16 protein-coding genes and 1 tRNA gene are annotated in these 17,376 nt (G+C 62.2%); 8 read left to right on the top strand and 9 right to left on the bottom strand.

The features are described from left to right. Positions 1-275: 275 nt before the first annotated feature. The 4 genes from JMN37_RS07945 to dnaK form a co-directional block, all read right to left on the bottom strand. Complete coding sequence (locus JMN37_RS07945) at positions 276-689, bottom strand: heat shock protein transcriptional repressor HspR (protein WP_070479590.1); 414 nt, start codon at positions 687-689, stop codon at positions 276-278. 2 nt (positions 690-691) lie between these two features. Continuing rightward, positions 692-1,897 carry a molecular chaperone DnaJ gene (gene dnaJ, locus JMN37_RS07940; protein WP_252931592.1) on the bottom strand — a complete coding sequence of 402 codons (1,206 nt, stop codon included), beginning with the start codon at positions 1,895-1,897 and terminating at the stop codon, positions 692-694. A 103-nt stretch (positions 1,898-2,000) separates the two neighbouring features. Then, positions 2,001-2,588 carry a nucleotide exchange factor GrpE gene (gene grpE / locus JMN37_RS07935; RefSeq protein ID WP_252931590.1) on the bottom strand — a complete coding sequence of 196 codons (588 nt, stop codon included), beginning with the start codon at positions 2,586-2,588 and terminating at the stop codon, positions 2,001-2,003. Positions 2,589-2,618: 30 nt separating this feature from the next. Next, a complete protein-coding gene (gene dnaK / locus JMN37_RS07930) occupies positions 2,619-4,448 on the bottom strand; it encodes a molecular chaperone DnaK (RefSeq protein ID WP_252931588.1) in 1,830 nt (609 codons plus the stop codon). A 241-nt stretch (positions 4,449-4,689) separates the two neighbouring features. On the opposite strand from dnaK, the gene JMN37_RS07925 reads away from it, so the two are divergent. The 6 genes from JMN37_RS07925 (at position 4,690) to JMN37_RS07900 (ending at position 11,650) form a co-directional block, all read left to right on the top strand. Beyond that, positions 4,690-5,952 carry an AI-2E family transporter gene (locus JMN37_RS07925; RefSeq protein ID WP_252931582.1) on the top strand — a complete coding sequence of 421 codons (1,263 nt, stop codon included), beginning with the start codon at positions 4,690-4,692 and terminating at the stop codon, positions 5,950-5,952. Between the two features lie 58 nt (positions 5,953-6,010). Beyond that, positions 6,011-7,366, top strand: a complete 1,356-nt coding sequence (locus JMN37_RS07920) for an FAD-dependent oxidoreductase (RefSeq protein WP_070479598.1) — start codon at positions 6,011-6,013, stop codon at positions 7,364-7,366. Positions 7,367-7,376: 10 nt separating this feature from the next. After that, positions 7,377-8,087, top strand: a complete 711-nt coding sequence (locus JMN37_RS07915) for a chymotrypsin family serine protease (protein ID WP_252931581.1) — start codon at positions 7,377-7,379, stop codon at positions 8,085-8,087. Between the two features lie 122 nt (positions 8,088-8,209). Then, positions 8,210-9,439, top strand: coding sequence for a Na/Pi symporter (locus JMN37_RS07910; RefSeq protein ID WP_252931579.1), 1,230 nt, complete (start codon positions 8,210-8,212; stop codon positions 9,437-9,439). A gap of 251 nt (positions 9,440-9,690) precedes the next feature. Then, complete coding sequence (locus JMN37_RS07905; protein WP_071573056.1) at positions 9,691-10,341, top strand: DUF1707 SHOCT-like domain-containing protein; 651 nt, start codon at positions 9,691-9,693, stop codon at positions 10,339-10,341. Between the two features lie 22 nt (positions 10,342-10,363). Continuing rightward, positions 10,364-11,650: a pyridoxal phosphate-dependent aminotransferase gene (locus JMN37_RS07900; protein ID WP_252931577.1), complete on the top strand. Its 1,287-nt coding sequence runs from the start codon at positions 10,364-10,366 to the stop codon at positions 11,648-11,650. Here JMN37_RS07900 and JMN37_RS07895 read toward each other — a convergent pair. Both JMN37_RS07895 and dcd read right to left on the bottom strand, forming a co-directional pair. Then, positions 11,647-12,915 (bottom strand): UDP-glucose dehydrogenase family protein, encoded by a 1,269-nt coding sequence (locus JMN37_RS07895; protein WP_252931576.1) that lies wholly within the window; start codon positions 12,913-12,915, stop codon positions 11,647-11,649. The two genes, JMN37_RS07900 and JMN37_RS07895, sit on opposite strands and share 4 nt — an antisense overlap. A gap of 12 nt (positions 12,916-12,927) precedes the next feature. Beyond that, positions 12,928-13,491: a dCTP deaminase gene (gene dcd / locus JMN37_RS07890; protein WP_070479603.1), complete on the bottom strand. Its 564-nt coding sequence runs from the start codon at positions 13,489-13,491 to the stop codon at positions 12,928-12,930. Positions 13,492-13,535: 44 nt separating this feature from the next. Between dcd and JMN37_RS07885 the strand changes: the two genes are divergently transcribed. Both JMN37_RS07885 and JMN37_RS07880 read left to right on the top strand, forming a co-directional pair. Beyond that, positions 13,536-14,432, top strand: coding sequence for an esterase/lipase family protein (locus tag JMN37_RS07885; protein WP_071573052.1), 897 nt, complete (start codon positions 13,536-13,538; stop codon positions 14,430-14,432). Between the two features lie 57 nt (positions 14,433-14,489). Next, positions 14,490-14,563 (top strand) — tRNA-Gly (locus JMN37_RS07880). Between the two features lie 149 nt (positions 14,564-14,712). On the opposite strand, the gene JMN37_RS07875 is transcribed toward JMN37_RS07880, so the two are convergent. From JMN37_RS07875 to JMN37_RS07865, 3 genes are read right to left on the bottom strand one after another with little or no spacing between them, the layout of a single operon-like run. Further along, positions 14,713-16,104 (bottom strand): ABC transporter ATP-binding protein, encoded by a 1,392-nt coding sequence (locus JMN37_RS07875; RefSeq protein ID WP_071573051.1) that lies wholly within the window; start codon positions 16,102-16,104, stop codon positions 14,713-14,715. Then, positions 16,101-16,787 carry an energy-coupling factor transporter transmembrane component T family protein gene (locus JMN37_RS07870; RefSeq protein ID WP_252931574.1) on the bottom strand — a complete coding sequence of 229 codons (687 nt, stop codon included), beginning with the start codon at positions 16,785-16,787 and terminating at the stop codon, positions 16,101-16,103. The genes JMN37_RS07875 and JMN37_RS07870 overlap by 4 nt, the downstream gene beginning before the upstream one ends. After that, positions 16,780-17,376: an MptD family putative ECF transporter S component gene (locus JMN37_RS07865; protein ID WP_070361801.1), complete on the bottom strand. Its 597-nt coding sequence runs from the start codon at positions 17,374-17,376 to the stop codon at positions 16,780-16,782. Before JMN37_RS07865 ends, JMN37_RS07870 begins: the two co-directional genes overlap by 8 nt.

Genomic DNA, 17,376 nt, shown 5'->3' with positions numbered 1-17,376 from the left:
CTGGATCTGGTTTTGTGTTTTCCCAGGTCGCAGATTATTGGCAATGGGATTTGGTGCCTTCCCTTTCTCTGTAGACACCAAATTCACTGTTTTTCCGGACGGCGCGTGGCGTTTCCCCAGGTCGCGACCTCTGAGCAAAGGAATTTGGTGTCGCGAAGCCTGGGATACGCGCACAAAACGGACAGCGAACCCAGCAAGCAACAGAAAACAGCCCCCGCCCATGCACTGCACGAGAAGGCGGAGGCTGTCCTGCCACCTAGGGGCCGAATCCTGCTTTACCGCGCCCGGCGCCGTGACCTGGCGGAGGACGGTTCCCACGTCACCAGCGCGGTGGAGCGCGGAACGTGGACGAGTTCGCCGCCACGCGGGCGGGTTTCCAAGCGTTGGCGTTCCAAGCGTTGGCGTAGTTGCGCGTTTTCTTCGCGTTTGGCCGCCAGTTCCTCTTGGAGTTCATCGATGTGTTCGGTGAGCTCGATGATGGTTTTGATGCCGGCCAGGTTGACGCCGTCTTCTTGGGAGAGTTGTTGGATCCGGCGCAGCATGGAGATGTCGCGTCGGGAGTAGCGGCGTCCGCCGCCGCTGGTCCGCATCGGTGTGACTAGGCCGATGCGGTCGTAGGTGCGCAGGGTTTGGGCGTGCATGCCGGTGAGTTCGGCGGCGACGGAGATGACGTAGTACTCCTCAGCCATGGTTATGCACCTCCTGCCCACCCGGCGCGCGGGTCGAAGCCGGAGTCGCGTTCGGCTTGTTGGTAGGCGCGCAGTGCGCTGGTGGCGGCTGCGTCCAGGTCCTTGGGCACTGCGACTTCGACGGTGACCAGCAGGTCGCCGGCGTTGCCGGATTTGCGTGGCACGCCGCGCCCTTTGACGCGCAGGGTGCGCCCGTTGGGGGTGCCTGCGGGGACCTTCACGCGAACGTGTTTGTCCAGGGTGGGCACGGTGATGGTGCCTCCGAGGGCGAGTTCGCTGAAGGAGACGGGGACGGTGACTTCGAGGTCGTCGCCGGTGCGGGTGAACACTTTGTCGGGTCGGACGTGGACGGTGACGAAGAGGTCGCCGGCTGGTTTGCCGTTGGGGCCTGCTTCGCCTTGTCCTGCCAGGCGCACTTTTTGGCCGTCGACGACGCCGGCGGGGATGCGCACCGTGATGGTGCGGGAGCGCCGGACGGTGCCGGTGCCGTGGCACGTGGTGCACGGGTCCTTGATCACGTCGCCGGTGCCGCCGCAGTTGGAGCATGGGCGGGCCATGCCGAATGCGCCGGAGTTCTCGCGGACGTAGCCGGAGCCGTGGCACTGCTCGCACTGTTCCACGTGGCCGGATTTGGATCCGGAGCCGTGGCATGTGGTGCATGGGGCGTCGCCGGTGAGTTCGACGGGGAAGGTGGTGCCTTTGGCGGCTTCGCGGAAGTCGAGGGTTATTTCCGTCTCGACGTCCGCCCCCCGCGACGGCCGAGCGTTCCTGCCAGCAGCGCCGCCGCGGTTAAAGAGGCCACCGAAGAGATCACCAAGGCCGCCTTCTCCAGCTTGTCCAGCACCCCCGGCTCCTCCGAAGACGTCGGAGAGGTCGGAGAAGTTGAAGTCGCTCTGCCCCGTTTGGCGAAACCCTCCCGGAAAGCCGGGACCTCCTGCCCCTCCGAATCGGCCGCCGAAGCCGCCGGAGCTCATCATCGCCTTGAACTGGTCGTATTCTTTGCGTTTTTCTTCGTCGCCGACGACGTCGTACGCTTCTGCCACCTTCTTAAACTTCTCCTCGGCGGCTTTGTTGCCGGGGTTGGAGTCGGGGTGGTTTTCACGTGCGAGCTTGCGATATGCCTTCTTAATGTCAGCTGTGGACGCGTCTTTGGAGACGCCGAGGTCGCCGTAGTAGTCCTTGTTGGCCCACTCTTGTTGCATAGCCATCTCGCACCCTCCTTTCTCGGATGAATTTTGTTATTTCAAGTACAAAACCGGGGCGTGAAGGCCGCTTTTCGCGCACCTCACGCCCCGGCCCTGGGTTTTGTTGTTACTCGTTGTCTTCAGCAGGCTCTTCCGCAGGATCGGCGATGTTGACCATTGCGTTTCGCACGAGTCGGTCGCCTACGCGGTAGCCCTTGCGCAGCACAGTGCCGATGACTTTGTCGTCGCCGGAGGACAGGTCTTGGACTGCCTCGTGGGTTTCGGGGTCAAAGGCGTCGCCTTCTGCGCCGAAGGCTTCGACGCGTTGCGCGGTGGCCACGCTGCGGAGTTTGTCGGCGAAGGCTTTCAGTGGGCCTTCGTTTAAGTCTCCGTGTTGTTCGGCAAGGTCGAGGTCGTCGAGAAGCGGGAGCAGTTCGGTGGCGAAGGCTGCTTTCGCATGCTCGGCGATGGCCGCGCGTTCCCGCTCGGTGCGGCGCCGGTAGTTTGCATACTCGGCGCTCACACGCTGCAGGTCTTCGGTCCGCTCAGCAAGCTGCTTTTCGACGTCATCCTGCTCGCCCTCGTCCGTTTCCGGTGCAGCGTCGGCGTCGACCTCAGCTTCAGCCTCGGGTTCGGCAGCTTCTGCTGCTACTGCCTCGGCTTCTTCGATCAGGTCTTCAACCTGCTCCGGTTCCGGAGTATTCGGGTTCGTCATGGTGACCTCCTTCTGCAGTGTTGCTGTTGTTTACTTGGTTTCGTCGGTGTCTTCGTCGACTACCTCGGCGTCGACAACGTTGTCGTCGGCTGCCTCAGCCTGGGTTGCGCCCTCGTTGGCCTGTGCCTCGTAGAGCACCTTGCCCAGCTCCTGCGACTCGGTGTTCAGTTTCTCGACGGCCGACTTCACCGCTTCAAGGTCATCTCCCTTGAGTGCTTCGTCGACGGCGTCGGCTGCCTCGGTGACGCGGGTCTTGAGGTCCTCCGGCAACTTGTCGGCGTTGTCCTCCATGAACTTGCGCGTCTGGTACGCCGCGGACTCTGCACCGTTGCGGGTTTCCTGCTCCTCGCGGCGCTTCTTGTCCTCGTCGGCGTGTGCCTCGGCGTCCTTGATCATGCGGTCGATCTCCTCCTGGGACAGTCCGGAGCCGTCCTGGATCTTGATCGTGTTCTCCTTGCCTGTCGCCTTGTCCTTCGCGGAGACGGACACGATGCCGTTGGCGTCGATGTCGAAGGTGACCTCAATCTGCGGAACACCGCGCGGTGCCGGAGCGATACCTGCCAGCTCGAAGGAGCCGAGCAACTTGTTCGCGGAAGCCATCTCGCGCTCGCCCTGGAAGACCTGGATCTGCACGCTTGGCTGGTTGTCTTCAGCCGTGGTGAAGGTCTCGGAACGCTTCGTCGGGATGGTGGTGTTACGCTCGATGAGCTTGGTCATCACGCCGCCCTTGGTCTCGATGCCGAGGGAGAGTGGGGTGACGTCGAGAAGCAGGACGTCCTTGACGTCGCCGCGCAGGACACCTGCCTGCAGCGCAGCGCCCAGAGCCACGACCTCGTCCGGGTTCACGGACTTGTTTGGCTCCTTGCCGCCGGTGAGCTCCTTGACCATTTCGGTCACGGCCGGCATACGGGTGGAACCACCGACCAGCACAACGTGGTCAATCTCGCCGACGGAGAGGCCAGCATCCTTGATGACCTGGTTGAACGGCGCCTTGGTGCGGTCCAGCAGGTCAGAGGTGATCTTCTGGAACTCGGTGCGCGTCAGCGTCTCGTCGAGGAACAGCGGGTTCTTCTCGGAGTCGACGGTGATGTACGGCAGGTTGATGGATGCCTGCTGGGAGGAAGACAGCTCGATCTTTGCCTTCTCAGCGGCCTCACGCAGACGCTGCATCGCCATCTTGTCCTTGGACAGGTCGACGCCCTGTGCGGACTTAAACTTATCGACGAGCCACTCAACAATGCGGTTGTCCCAGTCGTCGCCACCGAGCTCGTTATCACCCGCGGTTGCCAGGACCTCTACGACGCCGTCGCCGATCTCCAGGAGGGAGACGTCGAAGGTACCGCCACCAAGGTCGAAGACCAGGATGGTCTGCTCCTTGTCAGCCTTCTCAAGGCCGTATGCCAGTGCAGCTGCCGTCGGCTCGTTGACGATACGCAGGACGTTCAGGCCCGCGATCTGGCCGGCTTCCTTCGTAGCCTGACGCTGTGCGTCCTCGAAGTAGGCCGGGACGGTAATGACGGCGTCGGTAACCTCGTCGCCGAGGTATGCCTCTGCGTCCCTCTTCAGCTTCTGCAGCGTACGTGCAGAAATCTCCTGCGGGGTGTACTTCTTGTCATCAATCTCGACGGTCCAGTCCTCGCCCATGTGGCGCTTGACGGAGCGGATCGTGCGGTCAACGTTGGTCACCGCCTGGTTCTTTGCGGACTGGCCAACCAGCACCTCGCCGTTCTTCGCAAATGCGACGACGGACGGGGTGGTACGCGAACCCTCAGCGTTCGCGATAACTACCGGCTCTCCACCTTCAAGGACAGAGACAACCGAGTTCGTCGTACCAAGGTCAATACCTACTGCGCGTCCCATTTCTACATTTCCTCCTGTGTTTATCGAAGTCTTTTCTGAAGTTAATCCGAAGTTGAATCGCCTCGGCTCAACTTGACAGGAACCAATGTAGCAGAAGTTCCGCCAACCTTGAGCCTGTCGCGCTCAATCCTTACAACACACTATCCAGAAAGTTATTCCCACTAGACTCAACTTTGTTCATTTCCACAGTTCAAAGGGTGTAAATAAGTTATGTCTGGCAGGTCTGGCACAATGTCTTGGTATGAGCAACAAAGTTGAACCACAGACGGAAGCGCAGCCCACCGCGGCCGACGCGGCGCAAGAGCTTTCCCAAGAAACTGTTGACCGCAGCACGGTCATCGCCTCCGACGGGCGCACCGCGGCAGCCTGGGCGGCGAGGTTCATCATTATCGTCGCCGCCACCGCCATCCTGCTGTACCTGCTGAAGTACGTCTGGATGGGACTGCTGCCGATCTTCCTGGCGCTCATCGTGTGCACGGTGCTGTGGCCGCCGGTGGACTGGCTGCGCAAGAAGAAGGCGCCGCCAGCACTCGCCGCGGCCGGCGTGCTCGTGGGGGCCTTCGCCATCATCGGCGGCATCTTCGCCGCCATGGCCCCAACCGTTCGCACGCAGGGCACCCAGCTCGTCGACCAGGCGCAGCAGGGCATCGACCAGATCACGCAGTGGCTGCGCGACAACGTCGATAACGAGCTCATCGACCCAGCCAAGATCCAGGAGACCATCGACCAAGTCACCAATGTCCTGCGCGGACAGGCCTCCAACATCGCCTCGGGCGTGTTCACGGGCATCGGGGCGATCGCATCCGTCGGCACCACCCTGGCGCTGACCCTGATCCTCACCTTCTTCTTCCTGAAGGACGGGCCGAAATTCTTGCCGTGGCTCAAGGGCTACGTGGGCGTGCGCGCCGGCTGGCACCTCACCGAGGTCTGCATGCGTTCCTGGAATACGCTGTCCGGTTTCATCCGCACGCAGGCGATCGTTTCGGCTGTCGACGCCATCTTCATCGGCCTCGGCCTCCTCTTGCTGGGCGTGCCGCTGTGGCCAGTGCTGGCAGTGATCACGTTCTTCGCCGGCTTCGTCCCTATTATCGGTGCGTTCACTGCGGGCGCGTTGGCGGTGATCATCGCGCTGGTCTCCAACGGCCTGACCAACGCCATCCTGGTGCTCGTGCTCATCATCGTGGTGCAGCAGCTGGAGAGCAACATCCTCCAGCCGATCCTGCAGTCCCAGGCAATGGGCCTGCACGCAGCGATCGTGCTGCTCTCCGTAGCGCTCGGCGGCACGCTGTTCGGCATCGTCGGCGCGTTCCTCGCGGTGCCGGTCGCTGCGGTCCTGGCCGTCTGGTTCCGCTACTGGGCAGAGATGGTCTCACTCCGAACTGGCGAAGTCACCCCCGACGAGGTCCAAATGGCCACCCAACAGAGCCAGACTTTGGACTCCAAGGAGGCCTTCAACGCCGTACGCGAACACATGGCACAAATGGGCAGGCGCTCCAAGAACTAAGCACGTAGCGCTATATTGTTAAGATAACTAGCCTCGAAAACCGAAAGGACATATTTCTATGAGTCTGCGCGTCGCTGTCGTAGGTGCCGGGCCAGCCGGTATTTACGCATCCGATCTGCTCATCCGCAATCAGGAGCACGAGATCCACGTCGACCTGTTTGAGCAGATGCCTGCGCCGTTCGGCCTCATCCGCTACGGTGTCGCCCCGGACCACCCGCGCATCAAGGGCATCGTCAAGTCGCTGCACAACGTGATGGACAAGCCGAACCTGCGCTTCCTGGGCAACATCACCGTGGGTCGCGACATCACCATCGATGAGCTGCGCGAGTACTACGACGCCATCATCATCTCCGCGGGCGCTGTCCGCGACCGCGAGTTCCTCGTCCCTGGCGGCGACAAGTCCATCGGCGCCGGTGAGTTCGTCGGGTTTTACGACGGCAACCCACGCTTCGAGCGCTCCTGGAACCTGGAGGCACGCGAGGTCGCAGTGGTGGGCGTCGGCAATGTGGCGCTGGATATCTCCCGCATCCTTGCAAAGACCGGCGACGAGCTGCTGGTCACCGAGATCCCGGACAACGTCTACGAGTCCCTGAAGAACAACAAGGCCGAGGTCATCCACATGTTCGGCCGTCGCGGCCCGGCGCAGGCGAAGTTCACGCCGAAGGAGCTGCGCGAGCTCGACGAGTCGGACACCATCCAGGTGCTCGTCGACCCTGAAGACATTGATTACGACGGCCCCTCCGAGGAGCTGCGCCGCGCCGACAAGTCCATCGACCTGAACTGCCAGGTCCTGGAGCAGTACGCGATGCGCGAGCCGGATGATGCCCCGCACAAGATCCACATTCACTTCTTCGAGTCCCCAGTTGAGGTGCTCACTGAGGGCGACGACATCGTCGGCATCCGCACCGAGCGCACCGAGTTCGACGGCGAGGGCGGGCTGCGCGGCACCGGCAAGTTCACCGACTGGCCAGTCCAGCAGGTCTACCACGCTATCGGCTACCGCTCCGAGCCTGTCGAGGGCGTCCCGTTCGACCTTGAGCGCCACGTCATCCCGAACGACGGCGGCCACGTCCTCGGCGAGGACGGCTTCGAGGACTCCCTCTACGTCACCGGCTGGATCAAGCGCGGCCCGGTCGGCCTGATCGGCAACACGAAGTCGGACGCGAAGGAAACGACCGACATGCTCATCGCCGACGCAGACGCCGGCAAGCTCAACACCCCGACCCACGAGGACCCGGACGCCATCCTCGGCCTGCTCGACGAGCGCAGCATCGACTACACCACCTGGGACGGCTGGTACCGCCTGGATGAAGCAGAGCGCAAGCTCGGCGAGGAGTGCGCCACCCACAGCCGCGAGCGCAAGAAGATCGTCGAGTGGGACGAAATGGTCTCCTACGCACACCACAAGCAGTAAGCTGCTGGCTATGCGCCAGTTTTTGAAGAAGATCGCCGTTGCATGCGTGGGCGTCGCCACCGCCGCTTCCCTGCTCGCCCCCGCTGCCGACGCGCGGCCGGTGGTGAACCAGGGCGACCGCGTCCGCCTCGACATGGGGCTCGCCTACGGTATCTGCACCGTCGGCTACGTGGACCATGCGCGCAACCAGATCGCCATCGCGCGGCACTGCGTGAAGTTCCCGTTCCAGCAGGTCCTTGACGGCAGCGGCCGACGCATCGGCACGGTGGTCTCCTTCCCAGGCTGGTTAGTGAGCGCCGACGGCCCGAACGACTTCGCCTACGTCACCCTCTCCGGCGCTACCGCCGGCGCCAACCGGTTCTCCGGCAACGCGAAAGTCCACCCCAACGCGGTGCGCCGGGGCGAGCGCGTCTGCTCCTACGGCGCCACCACGCGCCGCGAGTTCTGCGGGCACGTCACTGGGGTGCGCGGCAACATGATCGCCACCTCCATCGCAGGGCCTCGCCACGGTGACTCCGGCGGCCCCATCTGGATCCCGGGCCGCGGCTTCGTCGCCGTCACCTCCGGCGGGGTATGGAAAGACAAGAAGTACTGGATGACCGGCTCCTACCCGGAGCTGTACTTCGGGCCCGAACTGCTGTCTCCTGTTTCTATGGACCTTGACCAGCCCACGACGTCGTCAAACTCGATCCCGGGCTGGTACGCGCGGCAGCTGCGATAAGTTCGCCTAAAGTTCACTTTGGTGTTACCGGCCGTGCACGTGCGAACATTATGGTGATACGTTGGCCCACAACTAGGGCCCTTTTTGGCGAGAGTTTTCGACGACAGGAAGCGCTTCATCATATGAGCATGGACACCGCGACAACGACGTTCACGCATCACCCCGACGGGGCAGACGCAGGTAAGAAAGACCCACTGGGTTTCCTGCCGTTCGGTGGCCCCTTCAAGACCTTCGTGGACTGGATGTCCGTCGTCATCGCGGTGTGGCTGTTGCTCAACGCGGTGAGCATGATCGGCGGCGGCTTCCAGATGGCCGCCGGTGACCGCGCCGAGGAGCTCTTCTCGTTTGCACAGAACCCGTTCGTGGGCCTGGGCATCGGTATCCTCGCCACGGCGATTATGCAGTCCTCCTCCACCACCACGTCGATTACTGTCGGCATGGTTGCGGGTGGCCTGCCCATCGAAATCGCCATCCCGATGCTCTTCGGCGCCAACCTGGGCACCACCGTCACCGCCACCCTCGTCGCGCTCGGCCTTTCCGGTAACAAGGAGCAGTTCCGCCGCGCCTTCGCGATGGCCACTGTGCACGACTTCTTTAACCTGATCGCGCTGGCCATCTTCATGCCACTCGAGCTCGCCACGGGCTTCCTGCAGAAAACCTCGGGCGCGATCGCACACTACACCAGCGGTGGTTCCGGCGGCATCCTCAACACGATCTTCAGCGGCATCGGCGACTTTGTCGACGCCATCACCGAACCACTCGTCTCCCTCGCCGAAACCATCGTGAGCCCGCTGAGCCCCGTGTGGGGAGGCATCGTCCTCTCCATTGGCGGCATTGCGCTGATCATGGTGGTCATCGGGTTCATCGGCAACATGCTCGGCACGCTGCTGGTCGGCCGGGCGCAGGAGTTCCTGCACGCGGCACTCGGCAAGGGCACCCTCTCCGGTGTGCTTTCCGGCGCCGTCATCACCACGGCGGTGCAGTCCTCCTCCACCACCACGTCCCTGACGGTGCCGCTGGCGGCGTCGGGCAAGTTCCACATGCGGGACCTGTTCCCGTTCGTGGTCGGCGCCAACATCGGCACCACCGTCACCGGGCTGATTGCGGCGTTCTCCGCGCCGCCCGAGGTCGCCGAGGTCGCCATGCAGACCGCCCTGGTACACACCCTCTTCAACACCTTCGCAGCGATCATCATCATGTCGTTGCCCTTCCTGCGCGAGCTCCCTCCGAAGGGTGCCGAGTGGCTCGCCGGACTCGCCGATAAGAACAAGGTGTACATCTTCATCTGGGTCGGCAGCGTGTTCTTCGCGCTGCCGCTGCTGGCGATATTCATCACCAACTGGGTGTCGTAGGGGTTGGCAAAACCCAACCTTGTCCCTCGTCCCCTCGTGACAGAAAGTTCCCGCAATTCAGGTTGAACCCGGGACCTTTCTTCGTGGACATGCGTCACCACCTGGGGAAACGCAGCAACTGGTCGACCGGAACAGGCAGCTCACGCCAAATAGTTCCCGGTCGCGGGAACTATTTCAGAAATGCCGACCAAGACAAGCGCCAACAACCAGCCCCGGAACACCCGCGCACCAGCCAAGTATGCTTAGGAGCTATGACCATGCCTCAGCCGAATCCGAATTTCCAGTTCAACTACCGCATCAGCGACACCGACCGCAATGACGCGGTGACGGCGTTGTCGGTGGCGTTCGGGGAAGGGCGTCTGACCATGGACGAGTTCGATAGGCGGTGTGCGGCTGTCGCGAAGGCGGAGTACTCGCCGGACTTGATGGCGTTGTTCCAAGATTTGCCGCAGAAGCCGGGCCAGTGTCAGGTACCGGCGCCGCAGGTCCAGAACTCCCCGGTGTACACCAGCAAGGACATTGAGCTGGCCCGCAGGAGGGGTCGCAATGTGCGCGGTGGTCTGATGGGCTTGTCGACGATCGCCAGCCTCGCATTCATCGGCGTCTTTGCAGAGATGGGGGCGGACGCCCTAGCCACACTGTCACTGCTCATCATCCCGACCGTGTTTATCCTGCTGTACGTGATGAAGGTCGGGCCGGACAGCTGGTACGCGCCGTCGGTGCGGCAGATTCAGCGGGCGCAGCGCCAGGCGGTCAAGATGCAGCAGTTGGAGTTGCAGTCGCATCAGGCGGCGGAGATCGCGATGCGGAAGCAGCAGCAGCGCCAGCAGATGGACCAACTCAAGAACGATGCGTTGAATATCGCGCAGCAGACGATGCAGCGGTTCAACAAACGTGGTTAGGTTCGGGCGCTAGTATTGGCACATGGCCAACAAGAAGCAATCAGAAGCACCAGAACAAACAACCCCGCAGCACACGCCTTTTAAGCGGCACCGGCACTTTGACCAGGCCGAGAAGCTGAAGAACGTGTTTTATGACATTCGCGGCCCGGTGAGCGCGACCGCTGAGGAGATGGAGCGTGACGGCCACACCATCCTGAAGCTGAACACGGGCAACCCGGCCGTGTTCGGGTTCGAGGCGCCGGATGTGATCATGCGCGACATGATTGCCAATTTGCCGACGTCCCAGGGCTACACCACGTCGAAAGGCATTATTTCGGCACGGCGCGCGATTGTCACGCGCTACGAGATGATTCCGGACTTCCCGGCGTTCGACATTGATGATGTGTACCTGGGCAACGGTGTGTCTGAGCTGATCAGCATGGTCACGCAGGCCTCCCTGAACGAGGGTGATGAGATCCTCATTCCGACGCCGGATTACCCGCTGTGGACGGCGGCGTCGACACTTGCGGGCGGCAAGGTGGTGCACTACAAGTGCGACGAGGAGGACGACTGGAACCCCTCGCTGGAGGACATCCGCTCCAAGGTGACCAGCAAGACGAAGGCCATCGTGGTGATTAACCCGAACAACCCGACGGGTGCGGTGTACTCGCGGGAGACGCTAGAGGGCATCGCGAACATTGCGCGCGAGCACGAGCTGATGATCTTCGCCGACGAGATCTATGACCGCATTCTTTACGACGGCGCCCAGCACATCTCCATGGCGGAGGTTGCCCCGGACGTGATCACCCTGACCTTCAACGGCCTGTCGAAGGCGTACCGCGTGTGCGGCTACCGCGCTGGCTGGATGGTGATTACGGGGCCGCGCCGCCGTGCTAAGGGCCTCATCGAGGGGCTGGACCTGCTGTCGGGCACGCGACTGTGCGCGAACGTGCCTGGCCAGCACGCGATCCAGGTGGCCCTGGGTGGACGCCAGTCGATCTACGAGCTCACCGCGGACGGCGGCCGCCTGCACAAGCAGCGTAACGTCGCCGTGCGCAAGCTCCGCGAGATCCCGGGCATCTCCGTCGTGGAGCCGAAGGGTGCCCTGTATGCCTTCCCGAAGATCGACACGGAGATGTACCACATCCACGACGACGAGCGTTTCATGCTGGATCTGCTCAAGAGCGAGAAGATCCTTATGGTGCAGGGCACCGGCTTCAACTACCCCACCCCGGACCACTTCCGCGTGGTCACGCTGCCGTGGGCGTCACAGCTGGAGAACGCCATCGAGCGCCTCGGCAACTTCCTTTCGGATTACCACCAGCACTAGCGGATGACGCGCCAGCCCGCCTGCTGCCAGGTGGGCAGGTCGAGGGCGTTGCGGGCGTCGATAATTACTCGCTTATCGACGCCCACCAGCGGCTGCAGGAACGCATCCCACTCGGTCGCCAGGATGCACAGGTCCGCGCCAGCGGTGGCCTGCGCGAGCGTGCCGGGAAAGTCAAGGTCGGGGTAGGCGGCGCGGGCGTTGTCGAGGGCCTTCGGGTCGTGGACGCGCACGCGAGCACCGGCCTCGAAGAGGCGCTGCGCGACGTCGAGCGCCGGCGAATCCCGGATGTCATCCGAGTTCGGTTTGAACGCCGCCCCCAACACCGCGATGGTGCGCCCCTCCAGCGTATCTAGCTCCCGTCGCACCAGGTCAACGATGCGGGCGCGGCGCCCCTGGTTGATGGCGTCGACCTCCCGGAGGAAGCGCACCGAATCCCCGGCGCCGAGCTCCTCGGCGCGTGCGATGAACGCCCGGACGTCCTTCGGTAGGCAGCCGCCGCCGAAGCCGAGCCCTGCGTTCAGGAACTGGCGCCCGATGCGCGCGTCCAACCCGATGGCGTCCGCAAGCTGGGTGACGTCCGCGCCTGCGGCGTCGCACACCTCCGCGACCGCGTTGATGAAGGAAATCTTCGTGGCCAAAAACGCATTCGCCGCCACTTTCACCAGCTCAGCGGTGGGAAGATCCGTCACCACAATTGGTGAGCCATGCTCAATAGGAGTGGCGTACACCTCCCGCAGCACCTGCTCCGCGCGCCCACCCGGACGCTGCCCCACCACGATCCGGTCCGGCGCCAACGTATCGCTCACCGCGTGGCCCTCGCGCAGAAACTCCGGGTTCCACGCCACCTCCACCGCATCCGGGAGGCGCTCCTGCAGGCGGCGCGCAGTGCCCACCGGCACCGTCGACTTGCCCACCACCAGGTGCTCCCCCTCAAGGATTGCGGAGAGGTGGGAGGTGGCGTCGTCAAGAAATGAAGTGTCCGCGGCGAGCCCACCGGAAACCTGCGGCGTGCCGACGGCCAAAAAATGCACCCTCGCGAACCCCGCTACCTCGCGCAGATCGGTGGTGAAGCGCAGCCGACCCGACGCCGTGTGGCGCTGCAGCAATGTGTCGAGGCCGGGCTCGAAAAACGGCGCCCTCCCCGACTGCAACGCCGCAACCTTCGCCGCGTCCGTATCCACCGCCAGGACCTCGTGGCCAAGCTCAGCCATGCACGCGGCGTGCGTCGCCCCCAAATACCCCGCGCCGACCACCGACAACCGCATGCGTACGGCCCCCTAACGGAAGTTCAAGTACGCCTTCGACGGCGTCGGACCCCGCTGCCCCTGATACTTCGAGCCCAACGCGCCACTGCCGTACGGCACCTCCGCCGGCGACGTCATCGCGAACAACGCCAACTGGCCGACCTTCATCTCCGGCCACAACACAATCGGCAAATTCGCCACATTCGACAGCTCAAGCGTGATGTAGCCCGAAAACCCCGGATCGATGAACCCGGCCGTCGAGTGCGTCAACAGGCCAAGCCTGCCCAGAGAACTCTTGCCCTCTAGACGCCCAGCCAAATCGGCTGGCAACGTGAACTTCTCCAACGTCGACGCCAAGACAAACTCACCCGGGTGCAGCACAAACCCCTCACCCTCAGGGACCTCCACCAGCGTAGTCAGATTCGGCATCTCCTCACGCGGATCAATATGGGTATAGCGCGAGTTATTGAACACGCGGAAGAACCGATCCAAACGCACATCCACCGACGACGGCTGCACCAACGCAGCGTCATACGGCGCAATACCGAGGCGTCCCGAATCAACGGCGTCACGAATGTCATGGTCTGAAAGAAGCACGGCGCCTAGTCTAGCCTGCTTTGGGGTGGGGCTAAAGTAAACGCATGCACCGAATCCTCTCGACCATTCTCCTGACCGCCGCTCTCGCGGTCAGCGGCGCCCCAATCGCCACAGCGAACACCAGCGACATATTTAACGACGCCTCTTGCGTCCCCGCCGCCGACAAAACAACACCCGTGCTCTATGTACACGGCACCTCCGCAAACACCGAAAAGTGGGCCCAAAACGCCGTCGCCCTCAAAGCCGCAGGCTACTGCGTATGGGGCTTCGACTACGGCCGTGGCAGCGGACTCCCATCTCTCTTCCCTGGCTCCTACGGCAACGCCGACATCAACAGCTCCGCACGCGAACTCGCCCGCAACGTCGAACGAGTCAAAGAAGCAACCGGATCCGACCAAGTCGACCTGGTTGCCCACTCCCAAGGTGGTCTACTCGTAAAGAAGTACATCGCCGAACTCGGCGGAGGCGACAACGTCCGCCGCGCAGTCACCGTTGGCGCCACCTTCCACGGCACCGACCTCAACGGCACCGGCAAAATCCTCTCCCCCATCGCCCGCGCATTCCCGCGTCTCGCAGCGTTCTTTGCAGGACCAGGCGCAGTCCAACAACTCAACGACTCCCCCGTCATCCAAGCGCTCAACACGCTTCCCGACACCCAAGCCGGAATCGTATACACCACGCTCTACTCACCATCCGACACCACCGCCACCCCAAACAGCACTTCAATCCTGCAGGCCGTCGACGGAGCGGACGTCGCCAACATCAACATCGAAGCATCCTGCCCGAACTCCGGCCGAGTCCTGCACCCCAACATGCAGTCCGACCTCACCGTCGCGGCCCTCACCCGGTGGGGCCTCGAGCGCACCGCCGACGACCGCACCCCCAACCAGCGCGCCTGCTCACTCAGCGCACTCCCCGACGGGTCCGACGCAGCCCGCTAGCGTTTGGCGAATTAGCAGCGCGGTGCTAAAATTACCCACTGCTGCATTACATGCGCTGCCGGCGTAGTTTAGTGGTAGAACATCAGCTTCCCAAGCTGAGAGTGCGGGTTCGATTCCCGTCGCCGGCTCCACTATGACGTCGAAAATGATAAGTAGGCGTTTGCGTTAGCGCGTACGCCCCAAGGGGGTCAAGAAAATCGCTTGCGTTAGCGAGTGTATAGCGCATTAGCTCTGACCTGCGGAAGCGCTTTCCTCTCTTTCGGCTGAGCGAGCGTTTGCGTTAGCAGGCGTTGATCTGGTCAAGGCGGACGCTATGGTCGGCGACCTCGGTAACGAGTTCAGCGTCGTGGGTGATGACAATGACGACGGCACCAGTGTCAGCGAGTTTACGCATTACTCGGGAAATCGCGACAAGGTGCTTGTAGCCAACACCGGACGTGGGTTCGTCGAAGATGTAAACTTTCTTGTTCGCAGCAAGCGCTGTAGCAATAACCAGGCGTTGGCGCTGCCCGCCAGAGAGTGCTTGGGGATGGTCAGCCTCGTGGTCGGCAAGGTCGAGTTCTTCAAGGATCGCGTGGGCATCGATGTGTTGCTTTTCGGCTTTGGTCGTGCCGAGCGTGACTTCGTCGATGACGGTATCTGAGAACAACTGTCGGGTAGGGTCTTGCATCACAAGGTAGGCGTCACGGCTGGGGAATTTTTGTCCATTGAGTGTGATGGATGCGTGTTTGGCTTTTTCTAGTCCGCAAACAATGCGTGCCAGGGTTGATTTCCCTGAACCGCACGGGCCGAGGAGCGCTGTGATTTTCCCTGCCGGAAAGAGCACATGGTCGACGTTGAGAACCGTTTTCCCCTGCCGGTAGGCGAAGGTGAGGTTGTCGATCGTGAGCCCCTCCCCTGCCGGTTCCGGAAGTTGTGGCATAGACACAGTCACTAGGGATCGCAGTCCAAGCTGTTTGCGCTCCTCATCCGAGGTAGCGTAGAACTCTTCGCCGGTTGCGGTGAGGGCGATCTTGCCTTTGTCGAAGCAGTAGACACGGTCAGCGATCCCGGAAAGAAAACTTAGCCGGTGTTCAGCAATGATGATCGTGTGTCCATCAGCTTTGAGCCTGGCGATGAGTGTGGCGAGTTGGCCGATAAGATCAGCTGATAGGTTCGCGGTCGGCTCGTCAAAGACGATCAGCGACGTGTTGTTGCACATGGCGACGGCGCAGGCCACGCGTTGCATCTGCCCGCCCGACAGCTGTGTGACGCGGGATTCCAACAGGTCGGCGATACCTAACTCGGCTGCAACCTCGTCAATGCGGGCACAGATCTCCTGCGGGGCGCGGCCGAGATTTTCTGGGCCGAAGGCGAGTTCTTGGCGCACGTGAGTGGTGTAGAATTGGGTGCGTGGGTTTTGAAACACTGTCGAACAGTGGTGGGCAAGCTCTGATAGATCTACTCGTGCCACGTCAATGTCGTCGACTGTGACGCTTCCGGTAAGGTCGCCGTCGTGAAAGTGCGGGATGAGCCCGTTAAACAGCCGTAGCGCGGTGGTTTTCCCCGATCCCGATGCGCCACACAGCAAGGTGACGGTTCCAGGTGTGATGGTGATGGTTGCGTCAGTGATTGAGGGGTGGTCTGCTCCTCGATAGGTGAAGGTGACGCCGGTGGCTTGGGTTATTGTCATAGGACGATTCTCCATATCGCGAAGCCGATAACGACGAGCAGAATGACTGCGTCGATCACACGGAATTTCACGACCGTGACTGAGGTGGGCTTTGTGGTTCCGCCCAGTCCTCGCACGAGGGCAGCAGATGCCAGTTCGTCCCCGCTGCGTACCACGGTCGATAGCAGCGGGATTGTGAAGTACTGGGCCGCGCGCAGGGAAAACGCAGACATGCCGCGTAGTTTCATCGCATCTGAGATCGCTTTAACCTCGTGGCCGATCACGGGCAGCACCCGTAAGGCAACCGAGATTGGGATCGTGAAACAGGTCGGGATCCGTGAGCTGACGAGTGCTTTTTGCAAGGTGGCGGGTCGGATTACACCGATCGCGTATGCGCCCATGCCTGCGCTGACACTGAATCGCCACATCCACTGCAAAAACAGCATGAGGAACGCGCTGACCGTTGACTTCCACACCAGTGGTATCACGAAGACGAGCCCGCCGAGGACCGCAAACGTGGCCAGGTAGACGGCCACCCAGCTCGGGCGCACGAGCGTGTTGGGGTTGATCGCAGCGCTCGCCAGCATCACGGCGGCGAATCCGCCCAGAGCACACACGAACCACGGCGAGTAGGCACTGTAGATCGTGGTGGAGACGATGACGAGCGCTACGATAATCGTGCGCGGGTCGGGAAGTTTAGACAAGACCGGCCCGTTCAAAGTGCTTACGCGCCACCCTGGTTCCCAACAGACCAGCAAGCCAGCCCACGATGAGCATCACAACGAAGAAGCCCAACAGAATCGGAATCGTGACAACCTGCGCCATCTTCGCGGCATACTCGGCGCCCATTTGTTCGGCGATCTGCGACATATATGCGTCTTGGTCCATAAATAGCGGCATCCACGGGGAAACATAGATCGGCAGAATAAACAGTGCGTATGCCAGCGGAACGCGAACCTTCACGCTCTTCGGCCCCTTGGTAATGACTAGGTCGGCGAGCAGGCCGAATACAGCGGCCACCGCGATTCCCCCTACCCAGTGGCCGGTCACGAAGAAGAGGATTTCGATGATAATCAGCATGATTGTCAATGCCCCCATCTTCGGAGTGCGTGCTGTGAACAGCGCAAAGACGATGCCGTTAACGAGAATAGAAAGCAAGAAGCCGGCATACATGGCGGCGGGGATGAACCCGAGCATTCCGAATGCAAACACGATGACGAACATCAAGGCGGTGAAGACGCCAATGTTGATGAAGTCGCGCGTGTTGAGGCGCGAGGATGTAGGCGTAGACAT

The sequence above is a fragment of the Corynebacterium lipophilum genome (assembly GCF_024102595.1).
GTDB classification, from domain to species: domain Bacteria; phylum Actinomycetota; class Actinomycetes; order Mycobacteriales; family Mycobacteriaceae; genus Corynebacterium; species Corynebacterium pseudogenitalium.
Note: the sequence above shows the minus strand (reverse complement) of the source record. Positions and strands in the feature narration are given on the sequence as shown.